A 15,525-nucleotide genomic window follows, 5' to 3' on the forward strand; every position below is an offset into this window, starting at 1 on the left:
TACTTGCGGACGGGACTCATTTCGAGCCGTTCACTTTGTGTCCATAGCCGTTCAGCCGTTTCGCTGGAGGGTCATTTCGAAGGTCTGCGTGTCGAGAGGACCCGACACACGTAATGCGCGGACGAAGGCGCGGCGCCGTAGGGCGTGATCCACGCACGCGTCCGTCTCGTGTACCCACGCGCCACGCCCCGGCATCGTCGCCCGGTCGTCGCGAACGAGGACCGAATCAACGGCCACGACCCGAAGGAGCGTGGCACGGGGTGCGCGCGTGCGACATCCGACGCACGTTCGTACCGCATCCATTCTACACCTCGGGCCTGTGCGCTCGATCCGTCAGTCCTCGAGGATCGAATCGGGCTGAATGTCGATCTTCGCGCCGGTGAGCTTGGCTGCGAGCCGAGCGTTCTGGCCTTCCTTGCCGATCGCCAGCGACAGCTGGTAGTCGGGGACGAGCGCGCGCACGGCCTTGGTCGTCGCATCCAGGATGAAGCTGGACGTCACCTTCGCCGGTGACAGCGCGTTGGCCACGAAGCGTGCGAGTTCGGGGTCGTAGTCGACGATGTCGATCTTCTCCCCGCCGAGCTCTTCGGTCACGGCGCGCACGCGGCGCCCCAATTCGCCGATGCACGCACCCTTGGCGTTGATCGTGGGATCGTTCGCCTTGACCGCGAGCTTCGTGCGGTGGCCGGCCTCGCGGGCCAGGGAGACGATCTCCACCAGGCCCGACGCGATCTCGGGAACCTCCAGGGCGAACAGCTTCCGCACGAGGCCCGGGTGGGTTCGTGACACGGTGATGGACGGGCCCTTGGTACCGCGCGAGACCGAGGTCACGTAGACGCGGAGGCGGGATCCGTGCGGATAGGACTCCCCCGGTGCCTGCTCTTCCGGCGGGAGGATGGCTTCGACCGAGCCGAGGTCGACGTGCACCATGCGGGGGTTCGGCCCCTGCTGCACGACGCCCGCGACGATGTCGCCCTCCTTGCCGCGGAACTCACCGAGCACGGCGTCGTCGGCGATGTCGCGGAGGCGCTGGCTGATGACCTGCTTGGCGGCGAAGGCTGCGATCCGTCCGAAGTCTTCGGGCGTCTGCTCTTCCTCGCCGATGACCGCACCCTCGTCGTCGAGGAGCGGGGTGAAGATGGCCACGTGGCCGGACTTGCGGTCGAGTACCGCGCGAGCGCCTTCGGGGACGGCTCCGGTGGCCGTGGTGTGCTTTCCGTATGCGGTGAGGATCGCCTGCTCGATGATGCTCACAAGTTCGTCGAAGGGGATCTCCTTTTCACGCTCGATCGTCTTCAGTAGTCCAAGATCGATGTCCACCGTGGGGCCCTCCGTTATTCAGCTCTCACCCGGCACGAGAACGCACCGGCAACCACAGAACGTTACCGGATGCACCTGCGTCGCGTCTGCGAGACCCCTGAAATCAGCGGCGCCCGCAGTCATCCAGCAGCTGCGGTGAGCGGTCGAGAAGGCCCTCCGTCCACCCGAACAGCACCGGGAGGAACCGGGATCCCGGGAGGATCGGACGGAGGTGGTCGTACCCGTAGTAGGCCCGCCAGCGCACCTGCTGCCCCTGTTCGCAGAGGCCCTGGATGTACCGGTCTTGGAGGGCGGGCGGAACCACCTCGTCCTCTTGGCCCCACGCGACCAGGATCGGCGAGCCCGTCGGACCCGTCGCGGCGTTCTCCGCCAGCCGGCGTCCCAGCGCGCCGCCGGTGAGATCGGCGGTGTAGAGCGGCCGATCCTCCGAGACCCCGAGCGCAGCGAGCACCGACACGACCACGCCCGGTTCGGTCGGACAGCGCTGTGTCATCTCCCGCACGATCGTTCGTGCTCCGGCGGCCACGTAGTCCTCGAGGTGCACGTCCGCGTAGGTCCCCGCGTAGGGGACGAGCACCCATGAGGTCAAAACCGACAGCATCGCATTCGCGTCAGAGGTCAGCAGCTCGTCGGCCAGGGCGAGCGGGTCGGCGACGGGCGCGATGGCGGCTGTGCCGAGCACGGTCACACCGGGGGTGTACTCCGGTGCCAGTTGCGCCGTCCACAGCGCCGCGTGCCCACCCTGGGAGTGGCCCCAGACGACCGTGTCGGGTGAGAGCGTGACCCCCGGCAGCTCCGCCGCGGCCAGGACCGCGTCGAGCGAGGAGCGCCCCTCCCCCTTGCCGATGAGGTACGGGAACGTCCCAGGCGCGCCCTGCCCGGAGTAGTCCGAAGCGACGACGACCCAGCCGGCGGCGAGGGCCTCCTCGAGCGCAGGGATCGACCAGCGCGTTGCCGAGGCATCCCGCAGGCTCGGCGCGCACCCCTGCGCGACCCCGGTGGTGCCGTGGTTCCACACGATCACCGGTCGCGGCCCCGGCGGTGGGTCGTTCGGAACGATCACGAGCCCGCTGGCGACGGCGGGCCGGCTGACCGCATCCCGCGTCGTGTAGAGGATGCGGCTCACTTCGCCGCCCTGCGGAGCGCGTCCGAGGTAGTCGTCCCACCGGATGAGCCGACCGTGGCCGGGAGGAAGCCGGTCGGGCGGGTCGTAGAAGGCGTCCACCACCGGCGCGCCCTCCGCCAGCCAGTCATCCAGCCACCAGCCCCCGGTCGCGGAGGCGACCAGGAGCAACGCCAGGGCGTACCGGCCGGCCGCGGTCCAGGCCGTCCGGCGACGGGCGCGACGGAGGTCGGGTGACAGGGGAACGCGCGGCAGTCCGCGACGCGTGCGTCCGGCGTCGCGCATCCCGCGCACCCCGCGGACGATGAGGGTCACGCCGAAGGCGACCGTGCGCACCCCGAAGACGAGAGCGACGAGAAGGACGGTGACGTCGGGCCAGGTCAGCGAGAGGACGCCGAAGGCGATCTGTGTGGCACCGGATGCGGCGGCAAGGACACGCTGACTGGCGCGCCCGCCGGCCACGGCATCGCCCACCGAGGCCAGACCCCCGACGATGAGGAAGGTCGCCAGCACCGATGGCAGCAGATCCAGGCTCCGCCCGAGCCAGACGAGGACCAGCACGCCGCCGGCGATCCACGCCACGGCGAACAGCCGCGTCCACCAGCGCGGCGACCGGTGCCGGGAGACGAGCTCCACGAGTCCGGTGCCGATGGCGCTGAGCGAGACGTACAGCCCGAGGAGCAGCAGGGAGGTGAGCGGCCGGGTGACGATGAGTCCGCCGAGGATGACGATGAGGATCCCCACGACCAGCAGCACGCGCGCGGGAGCGCGCCCGACGAGGTCGGGCAGAGCGCTCCAGCGCGACGAGAGTCGTCGGCGGGATGGCATCCGGACATAGTAAGCGGGGGGAAGCGACCCGACGTGGCGGCATCTGGGCGAGGCGGGAGTGCGCGGAGCGTTCCGCCGGCCCCGGTAGGGTCGCCCAATGAGCATCGACGTGCGGTCGGCCGCGCGCCGCGCCGAGCGCAATTCCGTGCTGCGCACGCTTGCCCGCTCCGGCTATGCGGCCAACGGGATCATGCACGGGGTGATCGGGGTCATCGTCCTGCTCGCCGCTTTCGGCGGCTCCGGCGAGGCCGACCAGACGGGCGCGTTCCGCTCCATCGCGTCGGCGCCGTGGGGCTTCGCGCTCCTGTGGGCGCTGGCGATCGGCTTGGTGGCCCTGGCGGCCTGGCATGCCGTCGCGGGGATCGGTGCGCGACGCCCGAAGCGGACGCAGCGCGTCGGCATTCTGGTGTCCGAGCTCGGGCAGGCGCTGGTCTTCGCCGCGCTGGGCGTGGTCGCTGCATCCGTCGCTCTCGGCGCGCGCCCGAGCGCCGAGAGCGCCGCGGAGGAGGCCAGCCGGGGGGTCCTCGCCGTGGCGGGAGGCCCCATTCTTCTGGGCGCGGCGGGGCTGGGGGTCGGCATCGCCGGGGTCGCCTTCCTCGTTATGGGGGTGCGCCGGTCCTTCCGCACCAAGGTCGAATTCCCCCGCAGCGGGTGGGGGCACGCGCTCGCCGGCCTCGGCGTCGTGGGATTCGTCGCCAAGGGCATCGCCCTCGCGATCGTGGGCGTGTTGCTCGTCATCGCCGCCGTGGAGGTGCGCCCGGATACTGCCGGGGGCCTGCACGGGGCGGTGCAGGCTCTGTTGCGCCTGCCGGCGGGACCGGTCCTCGGGGGCGCGGTCGGCATCGGCTTCGTCTCCTACGGGGTGTTCAGCGTCTTCCGAGCGCGGTACGCGCGACTGTCGGTCTGACGCCGGTCAGTCCAGGTCGGGGTCTCGACCGGTGCGCAGGCCGGTCTCCAGCCCCGCGATGGCCGCGCGATCGTCGGCGTCGAGGGAGAAGTCGAACACCTCGGCGTTCTCGCGGATCCGCTCGAGGGACGTGGACTTCGGAAACAGCACCAGTCCCCGATCCAGGTGCCAGCGGATGACGACCTGCGCGGGGGTCTTTCCGTACCGCGCGCCGATGCGCGCGAGAACGGGTTCGTCGAGCAGACCGCCGCGGGCGAGCGGCGCCCATGCTTCGGTGACGATGTCGTGGGCGTCGTCCCACGCCTGCACCTCCGTCTGGGGGAACCGGGGGTGCAGTTCGATCTGGTTGACCACCGGCGTGACGCCTGTCTCGTCGATGAGCCGCTGGATGTGCGCGGGCGAGAAGTTGCTCACACCGATCGAGCGTGCCCGGCCCTCCGCGGCGAGGCGCACGAGGGCACGCCAGGTGTCGACATAGCGGTCGAGGCTCGGGATCGGCCAGTGGATCAGGTAGAGGTCGACCGTGTCGAAGCCCAGCCGCTGCGTGCTCGTGTCGAAGGCGCGGAGCGTGCGCTCATAGCCCTGGTCGTCGTTCCACACTTTCGTGGTGAGGAAGACGTCATCGCGCGGGACGCCGCTGCGGCGGATCCCCTCACCGACCTCCGCCTCGTTGCCGTACAGCGTCGCGGTGTCGACGTGCCGGTAGCCGTACCGGAGTGCTCCGTCGACCAGCGCGGCCGTCGCGTCCGGGGGCACCTTGTACGTTCCGATGCCCAGTTGCGGGATGCGTCCCCCGTCCGCCAACCTGACCCAGGGCCCACCGTCCACGCGCTCAGGCTACCTCCCCCATGGTTACGGATGACTTTCGTCGCTGGGGCGGCGGCCAGAGCGACGAAAACCGTCCGTACCGGTCGGCGGGTTGGGGGGTTAGGCGGAGAGGCGGGTGACAGCGTCGGCGGCGGGGATGACCTCGCGCTCGCCGGTGCGCCGGTCCCACAGCTCCACCTCGCCCGCGGCGGCACCGCGGCCGACGATGACGATGCGCGGAACGCCGACCAGCTCGGCGTCCCCGAACTTGACTCCGGGCGATACCTTCGGCCGGTCGTCGAAGAGCACGTCCAGCCCCGCGGCCTCGAGGTCGGCGCTGAGGCTCTCGGCGAGCTCGAAGGCCGCCGCATCCCGGCCCGTGGCCACGACGTGCACGTCGAACGGTGCAACGGACGCGGGCCAGATGAGGCCCTTCTCGTCGTTGTTGAGCTCGGCGATGATCGCGAGGATGCGGGTCACGCCGATGCCGTAGGAGCCCATCGTGACGGTGACGAGCTTGCCGTTCTCGTCCAGGACCTTCAGCCCGAGCGTCTCGGCGAAGAACCGGCCCAGCTGGAAGACGTGGCCGATCTCCATGCCGCGCGCCAGTTCCACCGGCCCGGAGCCGTCGGGGGCGGGATCGCCGGCGCGGACGGTGGCGACCTCGATGAATCCGTCCGCGGTGAAATCGCGCCCGGCCACGAGGGAGTGCACGTGCTTCTGGTCGATGTTCGCGCCGGTGATCCAACTCGTGCCGTCGACGACGCGCGGGTCGAGCAGGTAGCGGATGCCGGTGGCGGATTCCTCGCCCAGCACCGGCCCCGTGGGCGACCACGGGCCGATGTAGCCCTTCACAAGGAAGGGGTTCCGCTCGAAGTCGGCCTCGGTGGCCTGCTCGACGTCAGCGGGCGCGAAGGCCACCTCGACGCGCTTGTCATCGACGTCGCGATCGCCCGGCAGGCCCACGACGACGAGTTCGCGCGTGCCGTCCAGGTGCTTCAGCGCCAGGACGACGTTCTTCAGGGTGTGCGCGGCGGTCCACTCCCCGCCGGCGGCCGGAGGATCGAGGACCGCGTTGGAGTGGGCGACGAGCGTCTGGATGGTGGGCGTGTTCGGCGAGTCGAAGATCACCGGTTCGGGCAGCCCGTCGAACGGGATCGGCTCGGGCACGAGGGTCGTGAACGCCTCGACGTTGGCGGCATAGCCGCCGGCCGAACGGACGAACGTGTCTTCCCCGACGGCGGTGGGATGCAGGAACTCCTCGCTGCGCGCGCCTCCCATCAGGCCGTTGTCGGCGTTGACGATGACGTACTCGAGGCCGAGCCGCTGGAAGATCCGCTCGTAGGCGTCGCGCTGGGCCTGATACGACGCATCCTGGCCCTCGTCGGTGTAGTCGAACGAGTACGCGTCCTTCATCGTGAACTCGCGTCCGCGCAGGAGTCCCGCGCGGGGGCGCGCCTCGTCGCGGTACTTGTCCTGGATCTGGTACAGCGTCAGCGGCAGGTCTTTGTAGGACGAGTACAGGTCCTTCACCAGGAGCGTGAACATCTCCTCGTGGGTCGGCGCCAGCAGGTAGTCCGCGCCCTTACGGTCCTGCAGCCGGAAGATACCGTCGCCGTACGACTCCCACCGACCCGACGCCTCGTACGGTTCGCGGGGCAGGAGCGCCGGGAAGTGCACCTCGTAGGCGCCGACGGCGGCCATCTCCTCGCGGATGATCGCCTCGATCTTGGCCTTGACCCTCAGGCCCAGCGGGAGCCACGCGAAGATGCCCGGCGCGCTGCGGCGGATGTAGCCGGCACGCACGAGGAGGCGATGGCTCGTGACTTCGGCATCGGCGGGGTCTTCACGGAGCGTGCGGAGGAAGAAGTGCGACAGACGGGTGACCACGAGGATTCAGTCTAGGTGCGGGGGCGGCGGGCCTCCCATCGGAATGAGTCGGGTTCGCCTCATCCCTCACCGCAGGGCGCCCCGCGTCCGCGCTCCGCGTCAGGCGTCAGGCGCCGACGCCAGGGAGCACCGACGCGCGCGCGTTCGGCCTCCTCCCCCCGCGTGAGCTGGTGCACCACACCCAGGGCGGGGTCGTTCGCGGTGAAGTGAAAGGTGTGCGCCGGCGCCCAGTCGTCGATGCTGCCCGGCGCATGGTCGCCGCGCCCGCACGCGAGGATCGTGTCGCGTTCGTCGCGCCAGACCCTGAGGATCGGACGCGCTCCAGTAAGGACATGGGTGCAGACGATGCTTTGGGAGAGTTTCATCTGCCCGACGGTAGGCACCCCCCGGGCCGCACGTGGGGTTCGCGTCCCATGTGGGGAACGATCGCTGAAATCGCCTCCTGGGGAGGAGAGGTGGTCCGCTTACCCTGGAACGATGACGACCATCCTGCTGACCGGTTTCGCGCCATTCGGCGGCGACCCATCAAACCCCTCCGGCGAAGCGGTGCGGATCGTTGCTGATCGGTGGACCGGGCCGGAGGTCCTCATCACCGACGTCTTGCCCGTGACGTTCGCCGGTGCGACGTCCCGGATGCGGGAGCTTCTCGAGGAGCACTCCCCCGACGTCGTGATCGCGACAGGTCTGGCGGGCGGGCGAAGCGCTGTGACGCCCGAGCGGGTAGCGGTGAACCTTGCCGACGCCCGCATCCCCGACAACGCCGGCGCGCAGCCACTGGACCAGCCAGTCGTCGCCGACGGGCCGGCCGCGTATTTCGCGACGCTCCCCGTGAAAGCGATGGCCGGCGCGATCGCGGACGCCGGGATCCCCGCATCCGTCTCCTACAGCGCGGGCACCTTCGTGTGCAACGCCGTGATGTACGCCGTGCTGCACGCCACCGCGGGCACCGGCACCCGGGCGGGCTTCGTTCACGTACCGTGGGCCGACGGTGCGGCTCCGGCCGGAGCACCGTCGCTGCCGCTGGGCGACCTCGTCCGCGCGCTCGAGCTCGCCGTGCGCACCGCTCTGGACGTGCGCGACGACTTCGCCCTTCGCGGCGGCACGCTCTCCTGAGCGCGGCGCCCCCATCCCGACTCAGGCGATACGCCGCGCCGACCCCCCTCAGCGCACTGTCGAGCACGATTGGCCTGAGTACGGCGCGCCAGATCAGCAAACCCGCACGGCCGCGAACCGCGTCAGCGGCGACCGGCGTGCAGGACGGTGCGGACGACGAGGCCCGCGGCGAGGGCCCAGAACGCGGCACTGATGCCCGCGATGGCGACCCCGGACGCCGCGACGAGGAATGTGATCACGGCGGGCAGCCGCTCCCCCGGATCGTCGATGGCCTGCTGCACCGCCGAACCGAACGCCGCGAGGAGGGCTACCCCGGCAACGGCCGGAATCACCGCCTCCGGCGCGACGACCACGAGTGCCACCAGTGCGGCCGACAGGCCGCCCAGGACGATCGCGGTCACGCCCGTCGACACGCCCGCGACCCACCGGCGCTTCGGGTCGGGATCGGCGTCGGGAGCGGCGGCGAGCGCGGCACTGATCGCGGCGAGGTTGATCGCGTGGCCGCCGGCGGGCGCTGCGAGCGCCGTGCCCACGCCGGTGACCAGCATCGAACCGCGCCACGGCACCGCGTAGCCGTAGCTGCGCATGATCGCGACGCCCGGGACGTTCTGCGACGCCATGGTCACGAGGAACAGCGGGAGCGCGAGCCCCACCACTGCCCCCCACGTGAACATCGGAGCGGTCAGTTCGATGCGAGGCAGCAACTCTGTCGCCGGCACCCCGTTCCCGCTCACCGCGACGTGGATGCCGACGACCACGGCTGCAGCGACGAAGGACAGCGGCACGGCCCAGCGCGGCAGAAAGCGCACGCACACGAGCCAGGTGAGGAGCACCGGGGCCACCGCCCACGGATTCGCGACCAGCCCACCGACCGGCGCGAGGCAGAGGGGCAGCAGCACGCCGGCCAGCATGGCCTGCGCGATGGACGGCGGAATCATCGCGATGAGGCGGCCGAGCCGGGGCCACAGCGCCGTCAGAAGAATGAGCCCGGCACAGACGAGGAATGCGCCGACCGCCGCCGGCCACCCGCCGTCGACGGCGCCGGTGGCCGCCAACACCGCCGCGCCGGGCGTCGACCACGCCACGGTGATCGGCATGCGGTACCGCCCCGCGAGCACGATCGACGCGATACCCATGGTGACGCACAACACCAACAGTCCGCTGGCGGCCTGTGCGGGTGTCGCGCCCACCGCATCCAGGCCGGTGAGAACGACCGCGAAGGTGCTCGTCGTTCCCACGAGAGCGGTCACGACGCCCGCGATGATCGGCCGGGAAAGCGGCGCACCTACCGTCGGGGAGTCGGTCATCAGACTCCCGACGGTAGTGGATGCGCCGGCACCCGACCGGATGCCACCCGCGACCCCGTGGCAGCTCCGGACGCTCGCCCGACGCCACATTCCCGCGGCCGGTGGCAGACGCCCGCGACAGACCCCGCCCGCGGCAGACCCTGGTCGCGTCAGGCGGTGACGACCTGCGCGGTGCCGATCTGCGCGTCGGGACCCATGTCGTCGGCGATGCGACGAGCCTCTTCGATCAGCGTGGCGACGATCTCCGACTCCGGAACGGTCTTGATGACCTGTCCCTTCACGAAGATCTGCCCCTTGCCGTTGCCGGATGCGACGCCGAGGTCGGCCTCGCGGGCCTCTCCCGGTCCGTTCACGACGCAGCCCATGACGGCGACGCGCAGCGGCACGGTCATGTCCTTCAGCCCCTCGGTCACGTTGTCGGCGAGGGTGTAGACGTCCACCTGTGCGCGCCCGCACGAGGGGCACGACACGATCTCGAGCTTGCGTTCGCGGAGGTTCAGGGACTGCAGGATCTGGTGTCCGACCTTCACCTCTTCGGCCGGCGGGGCAGACAGCGACACGCGGATGGTGTCGCCGATGCCCTCGGACAGGAGGATGCCGAACGCGGTCGCGCTCTTGATGGTCCCCTGGAAGGCGGGTCCCGCCTCGGTGACACCGAGGTGCAGGGGCCAGTCGCCCCGCTCGGCGAGGAGACGGTACGCCTGCACCATGATCACGGGGTCGTTGTGCTTGACCGAGATCTTGAAGTCGTGGAAGTCGTGCTCCTCGAACAGCGACGCCTCCCACACGGCGCTCTCCATGAGCGCCTCGGGCGTGGCCTTGCCGTACTTCTCCAGCAGCCGCCGGTCGAGCGATCCGGCGTTCACGCCGATGCGGAGCGATACGCCGGCCGCCTTCGCCGCGGCGGCGATCTCGCCCACCTTGTCGTCGAACTGCCGGATGTTTCCGGGGTTCACCCGCACGGCCGCACAACCCGCGTCGATGGCCTGGAAGACGTACTTGGGCTGGAAGTGGATGTCGGCGATCACCGGGATCTGGCTCTTCTTCGCGATGATCGGCAGCACCTCGGCGTCGTCGGCCGACGGCACGGCGACGCGCACGATCTCGCACCCGGATGCGGTGAGCTCTGCGATCTGCTGGAGGGTCGCGTTGATGTTGGTCGTCGGCGTGGTGGTCATCGACTGAACGCTGACGGGGGCGTCTCCGCCCACCAGGACCTTGCCGACCCGGATCTGGCGGCTCTTGCGCCGTGGCGCGAGGACCGCGGGAATCCGCGGCATTCCGAGGTTCACTGCTGGCACTCCCTCAGCCTACGCCGCTCGCCTGCGAGGGGGCTCGGTGAGCCGTGTGGTAGGTTCGGCGCATGTCCGCGAACCGCACCTGGTGGCTCACCGTCTAGGCGGTGTGTTCGCGCAACAGACCGCTCCCTCGGGGCGGTCTTTTTCGTTGGACGGCCGCCCTCCGACGAAAGATCGACGATGACCCGACCCGACATTCCGCAGATCATCCGCGAGCTGGCGACCGGCACCGCGCCCTTCGCCCTGCTCGCTCGCGACGCCTCCACCGTCGAGCTGCTCACCGGCGACGTCATCGACGTCCCCCTCCTCGCCGACATCCCACTGGTGGATGCGGCGGGCCGGCGCCGCGAGGTGCTGGCCCTGGTGCCCTTCCGCCAGGTGCGCGAGCGCGGGTTCGTCAGCCACGACGACGGCGCTCCCCTGCGGTGCCTGGTGGTCGACCGCCACGACACGCTCGCCCGCGACGGGGTCGTCGCTGCGTTGCCCACCGCATCCGTCCGGCTGGGTGACGCGGGATTCGACATCGGCGATGAGGAGTACGCGGGGATCGTCCGCCGCGTGATCGCGGAGGAGATCGGTCGCGGCGAGGGCGCGAACTTCGTCATCCGGCGCGACTTCACCGCCACCGTGGACACCGATCCCCGGGTGGCGGCGCTGACCTGGTTCCGCGCGCTGCTGGAGCACGAACGCGGGGCGTACTGGACGTTCGCGATCGTCACCGACGGTCACATCGCCGTAGGTGCGAGTCCCGAGGCGCACGTGAGCGCCCGGGACGGGGTCGTCACCATGAACCCGATCTCGGGAACCTTCCGCCATCCCGCGGGGGGTGCCACGGCCGAGACCCTCACGACCTTCCTCGAGTCGACCAAGGAGACCGAAGAGCTCTTCATGGTCGTCGACGAGGAGCTGAAGATGATGTCGGCGGTGTGCTCGGATGGCGGCCGCATCACCGGGCCGCACCTCAAGGAGATGTCGCGCCTCACCCACACCGAGTACATGCTGCGCGGACGCAGCAAGCTCGACCCGCGCGACATCCTTCGCGAGACGATGTTCGCCCCGACGGTGACCGGGTCGCCGATGCAGAACGCCTGCACGGTCATCGCGCGGCACGAGACGACACCGCGCGGCTACTACTCCGGCGTCGCGGCGCTGTTCACCCCCGCTGACCCGGCGACGGACTCAGGGCCCGATTCGCAGCCCGCGGCGACACACGAACTCGACGCGCCCATCCTCATCCGCACGGCCTACCTCGTCGACGGCCGCCTGCGCGTCCCGGTGGGGGCGACCCTGGTGCGCCACTCCGACCCCTACGGCGAGGTCAGCGAGACCCATGGCAAGGCCGCCGGCGTGCTCGGGGCGATCGGAGCGATCCCCCGCGACGTTCCCGCGCCCGACCCGGATGCTCCGGCCGGCGGCCGCCCGGCGCTGGCCGATGACCCGGCGATCGCCGAGCTCCTCGCCTCGCGCAACGCCCGTCTCGCAGCGTTCTGGATGCAGCCGCAGGACACCGCACCCGCAGGCCCTTTCGCCGGGCGTGACGCGCTCGTGGTCGACGCGGAAGACCGGTTCACCACGATGCTCGCCCATCAGCTCCGCCACCTCGGCTTCGACGTCACGATCGCGCCGTGGTCGGACGTCACCGACGACCAGCTCGCCGCTGCCGGAGTGGTGGTGTCGGGCCCCGGCCCGGGTGACCCCCGCGACGCGGACAGCCCGCGGATGCAGCGCATGCGCGACGTCGTCGCGCGGCGGCGCGCGTCGGGGCAGCCGCTCCTGGCCGTGTGCCTGAGTCACCAGATCCTCGCGGACTCGATGGGGATCGACCTGGCGCCGCTGGACCGCCCCCACCAGGGTCTGCAGTTGAGCGTGGACGTGTTCGGGGAGCCCGCATCCATCGGTTTCTACAACACCTTCACCGCGCGCGTACCCGCCGGGACCACGCGCGCGGGCGAGGCCGAGCTCGCGGCCGATCCTTCGACCGGCGACGTCTACGCGCTGCGCGGCCCGGGCTTCGCCTCGGTCCAGGGGCACCTCGAGTCGATCCTCTCCCGCGACGGCATGCGGACGCTCGAGCGCCTCCTCTCCCACGCGCTCTCCTGACCGCGGTCAGAAGAGGGAGACGGGGTTGAACAGGTCGGCGAGGATGAGGATGCCGCCCATCCCGATCAGCAGCACGACCACCACGAACGTCACCGGCACGAGCTTGGTCGCATCCACGGGGCGCGGCGGGGGACGACGGAAGATCTTCGCCCACGCGCGCTTGAGGCCGTCCCACAGCGCAACGACGACGTGCCCGCCGTCCAGCGGCAGGAGCGGGATGAGGTTGAAGACGAACAGCGCGATGTTCAGCGATGCGAGAAGACCGATGAGGCTCGCGACGCGGTCGAGGACCGGCGCATCCGTCGCAGCGACCTCCCCCGCCAGCCGGCCGGCGCCCACGACGCTCAGCGGACCGTTCGGGTCGCGCTCCTGACCCGTGAAGAGATCGACGGCGGTGTCCCACACGCGCACGGGCAGCTGGGTCATGATCCCGGCGACGGCTCCGACGTTCTCGAACGCCGCCTGAGGACCTGCCCACAGCGGTTGCGGGACGCGCGTGACCTGGGGTCCCACGCCGACGAACCCGACCTCCCGCATGACCGCCTGTCCGTCCTCACCGACGACCTCGCGGGTTGTGGCGACCGGCGTGACGGTCAACGACCGTTCTTCGCCGTCGCGCTCGAGCACCACGCGGAGGGGCCGGCCGGGCGCCTCCTGGATGAGGGCGGATGCCTCGGCGAACGTGGCGACATCCGTTCCGTCGATCGACACGAGCACGTCGCCGGGCCGGATGCCCGCCTCCGCGGCCGGTGCCGACGGATCCGACGTCGCGCACTCGGTGCGGTCGGCGTCGGCGGGGATCACGCACTCGCTGACGGAGGCGATCGTGGTCGTCGCGGTGGACAGTCCGATACCGCTGAACAGGATGGCGAAGAGGATGATCGCCAGCACGAGGTTCATGAACGGCCCGCCGAGCATGATCACGACGCGCTTCCAGACCGGGAGACGGTAGAACACCCGGGAATCGTCGTCCCCGGCAAGGGTCTCGTCGTTCGCGGCGCGAGCATCCTGGACCATGGTCGCGAAGAACCCGCCGCCGGCGCGTCCCGACCGTTCCCCGCTCAGAGCAGCCTCGCGTTCGCGCGGCGAAGGCGGATACATCCCGGCCATCGAGATGTAGCCCCCCAACGGAATGGCCTTCACGCCGTATTCGGTCTCACCGAACCGTCGTGACCATAGCGTCGGGCCGAACCCGATCATGTACTGGCCGACCCGGACGCCGAAGCGCTTCGCCGGAACGAGGTGGCCGATCTCGTGCAACGCGATCGACACGGCGAGCCCGACGACGAGCAGCACGACACCCAGCACGAACAGGAGAACCGTCACGCCGATCACGGTACCCCCGCGCGCCTTTGAGTTGGCCGTGGGGCTGCGTGGGCGTTCCTCTAGCCTGGGACGGTGAACACGCGGTCGGCCCGGGCGCTACGCGGGGGCACCTTCGCGCTGCTCGCGACCCTGGCGGCTGCGGCATCCCACACCCTCGCCGGGGGCGGCGCGCCGAGCCCCCTGTTCTGCGCGGTCATCGCGGCGCTGGCTGCTCCCGGAGCAACGGCGCTGGCCGGGGCTCGGCCGGCACTGTGGCGCACCGCTCTCGCGGTCGGCGGAAGCCAGCTGCTCTTCCATGCCGCCTTCACGGTGACGGGCGATCCGGGCACGTGGGATGCAGCGGCAACGCACGTCCACGGCCGTGCGCCGGTGCTGGGGGAATCGGCGACCACGGTCGTTTCCGCAGGCGGCGGGGCGGTGATGACCGCCGCGCACCTCGCGGCGGCGATGGTCACGATCCTCGCGGTCGCCCGGGGCGAACACGTCCTGCGCGCCGTCGTGCACTGGCTCCCCCGCATCCTCCCGCGCCGCTCCACCACCCTTCCGGACATTCCCGTTCCGCGCCTCGTGCGCGGAAGCTTCGACGCCGCGTTCGTGGTGCGGCGGCGTTATCGCGCCGGCTCGGTATCGCGCCGCGGGCCGCCCCCGCATCCGCTCGCTTCCATCCTTCCCGCCTAGGCGCCTGGGCAGCTCGACGCCGCCCCGCAGGTGCGCGTTGTCGCGCGCGCCTGCCGATGAGCGCGCCCGGCGATCCACCCCCACTGTGAAGAGAGAGTCATGTCCACCACCCTTTTGCCTGCGCGCCGTCGCACCCGCGTTCTCGTGGGCGCGCTTGCCGGCGTCGCCCTCGCCGTCGGAGCGCCGCTGGCAGCCTCCGCCCACATCCACGTGACGCCGGAATCGTCGCCCGCGGAGAGCTCGACGACGCTGACGTTCTCGTTCAGCCACGGCTGCGAGGACTTCCCCACCACGGCGCTGGCCGTGGACATTCCCGAGGGTGTCACCAACGTCGTCCCGGTCGCCTCGGCCGGATGGTCCATCGAGCGCACACTGGCCGACAACGGCACCGTCACGCGCGTCGTGTACACGGCGGTCGAGCCGATCGAATCCGGCATCAAAGGCGAGGTGAGCCTCGATGCGCGGTTCTCGACCGACCTGGCCGACTCGGTCGTCGCATTCCCCGTGACTCAGGAGTGCACGACCGGTTCGACCGCCTGGACCGAGGAGACCGTCGAAGGCGAGGAAGAGCCGGGGGCGCCCGCCCCGACCGTCGCCGTCTGCGCGGTCGCCGAGGAGGATGGCCACGGACGCGACGGCGCGGCCTCCGCTTCGGCCGATGTCCACCCGGATGCGGCGGACGCTGCGACCGCGGCTCCGCCCACGATGGCGCTGTGGCTGGGCGCGGGCGGCATCGCTCTGGGCGCGACCGCCCTCGTGGTCGCGGTCGTCGCGCTGAACCGGCGCCGCGCGTGAGTGATGTGCCGCGGCCGCACCGGTCGCGGCACA

General features: G+C 70.9%; 14 protein-coding genes. 5 read left to right on the forward strand and 9 right to left on the reverse strand.

The annotated features are described in order from the left end of the window. Window positions 1-51: 51 nt before the first annotated feature. The 3 genes from AC4FS1_RS06540 to AC4FS1_RS06550 all read right to left on the reverse strand — a co-directional run bounded on the left by AC4FS1_RS06540 (window position 52) and on the right by AC4FS1_RS06550 (window position 3,271). Window positions 52-303 carry a YlxR family protein gene (locus AC4FS1_RS06540; protein ID WP_491153506.1) on the reverse strand — a complete coding sequence of 84 codons (252 nt, stop codon included), beginning with the start codon at window positions 301-303 and terminating at the stop codon, window positions 52-54. A 30-nt stretch (window positions 304-333) separates the two neighbouring features. Further along, window positions 334-1,320, reverse strand: a complete 987-nt coding sequence (gene nusA, locus AC4FS1_RS06545) for a transcription termination factor NusA (RefSeq protein WP_491153508.1) — start codon at window positions 1,318-1,320, stop codon at window positions 334-336. 103 nt (window positions 1,321-1,423) lie between these two features. Beyond that, complete coding sequence (locus AC4FS1_RS06550; protein WP_491153510.1) at window positions 1,424-3,271, reverse strand: alpha/beta fold hydrolase; 1,848 nt, start codon at window positions 3,269-3,271, stop codon at window positions 1,424-1,426. Between the two features lie 97 nt (window positions 3,272-3,368). On the opposite strand from AC4FS1_RS06550, the gene AC4FS1_RS06555 reads away from it, so the two are divergent. Further along, complete coding sequence (locus AC4FS1_RS06555) at window positions 3,369-4,178, forward strand: DUF1206 domain-containing protein (protein WP_491153511.1); 810 nt, start codon at window positions 3,369-3,371, stop codon at window positions 4,176-4,178. 6 nt (window positions 4,179-4,184) lie between these two features. Here AC4FS1_RS06555 and AC4FS1_RS06560 read toward each other — a convergent pair whose 3' ends face one another. The 3 genes from AC4FS1_RS06560 to AC4FS1_RS06570 form a co-directional block, all read right to left on the reverse strand. Continuing rightward, entirely contained in the window at window positions 4,185-5,006 is an 822-nt protein-coding gene (locus AC4FS1_RS06560; protein WP_491153512.1) for an aldo/keto reductase, read from the reverse strand. A 99-nt stretch (window positions 5,007-5,105) separates the two neighbouring features. Continuing rightward, window positions 5,106-6,875, reverse strand: coding sequence for a proline--tRNA ligase (locus AC4FS1_RS06565; protein ID WP_491153514.1), 1,770 nt, complete (start codon window positions 6,873-6,875; stop codon window positions 5,106-5,108). Between the two features lie 59 nt (window positions 6,876-6,934). Then, the gene (locus tag AC4FS1_RS06570) at window positions 6,935-7,240 is read right to left on the reverse strand and encodes a hypothetical protein (RefSeq protein WP_491153515.1); all 306 of its coding nucleotides are present in this window, start codon (window positions 7,238-7,240) and stop codon (window positions 6,935-6,937) included. Between the two features lie 112 nt (window positions 7,241-7,352). Here AC4FS1_RS06570 and pcp point away from each other — a divergent pair, with 112 nt between their 5' ends. Further along, the gene (gene pcp, locus AC4FS1_RS06575; RefSeq protein WP_491153517.1) at window positions 7,353-7,988 is read left to right on the forward strand and encodes a pyroglutamyl-peptidase I; all 636 of its coding nucleotides are present in this window, start codon (window positions 7,353-7,355) and stop codon (window positions 7,986-7,988) included. Window positions 7,989-8,110: 122 nt separating this feature from the next. Here pcp and AC4FS1_RS06580 read toward each other — a convergent pair whose 3' ends face one another. Together AC4FS1_RS06580 and ispG are read right to left on the reverse strand one after the other, a co-directional pair. Next, complete coding sequence (locus tag AC4FS1_RS06580; RefSeq protein WP_491153519.1) at window positions 8,111-9,295, reverse strand: benzoate/H(+) symporter BenE family transporter; 1,185 nt, start codon at window positions 9,293-9,295, stop codon at window positions 8,111-8,113. A 149-nt stretch (window positions 9,296-9,444) separates the two neighbouring features. Continuing rightward, window positions 9,445-10,575: a flavodoxin-dependent (E)-4-hydroxy-3-methylbut-2-enyl-diphosphate synthase gene (ispG, locus tag AC4FS1_RS06585; RefSeq protein WP_491155662.1), complete on the reverse strand. Its 1,131-nt coding sequence runs from the start codon at window positions 10,573-10,575 to the stop codon at window positions 9,445-9,447. A 198-nt stretch (window positions 10,576-10,773) separates the two neighbouring features. Here ispG and AC4FS1_RS06590 point away from each other — a divergent pair, with 198 nt between their 5' ends. Then, window positions 10,774-12,693: an anthranilate synthase family protein gene (locus AC4FS1_RS06590; protein WP_491153521.1), complete on the forward strand. Its 1,920-nt coding sequence runs from the start codon at window positions 10,774-10,776 to the stop codon at window positions 12,691-12,693. A gap of 6 nt (window positions 12,694-12,699) precedes the next feature. Here the strand turns inward: AC4FS1_RS06590 and AC4FS1_RS06595 are convergent, their stop codons facing one another. Next, entirely contained in the window at window positions 12,700-14,019 is a 1,320-nt protein-coding gene (locus AC4FS1_RS06595) for a M50 family metallopeptidase (protein WP_491153523.1), read from the reverse strand. Between the two features lie 72 nt (window positions 14,020-14,091). On the opposite strand from AC4FS1_RS06595, the gene AC4FS1_RS06600 reads away from it, so the two are divergent. Next, entirely contained in the window at window positions 14,092-14,697 is a 606-nt protein-coding gene (locus tag AC4FS1_RS06600; protein WP_491153525.1) for a hypothetical protein, read from the forward strand. A gap of 99 nt (window positions 14,698-14,796) precedes the next feature. Next, a complete protein-coding gene (locus AC4FS1_RS06605) occupies window positions 14,797-15,492 on the forward strand; it encodes a DUF1775 domain-containing protein (RefSeq protein ID WP_491153526.1) in 696 nt (231 codons plus the stop codon). The last annotated feature ends 33 nt before the right edge of the window (window positions 15,493-15,525 follow it).

The organism is Microbacterium sp. Z12_35, assembly GCF_058310475.1.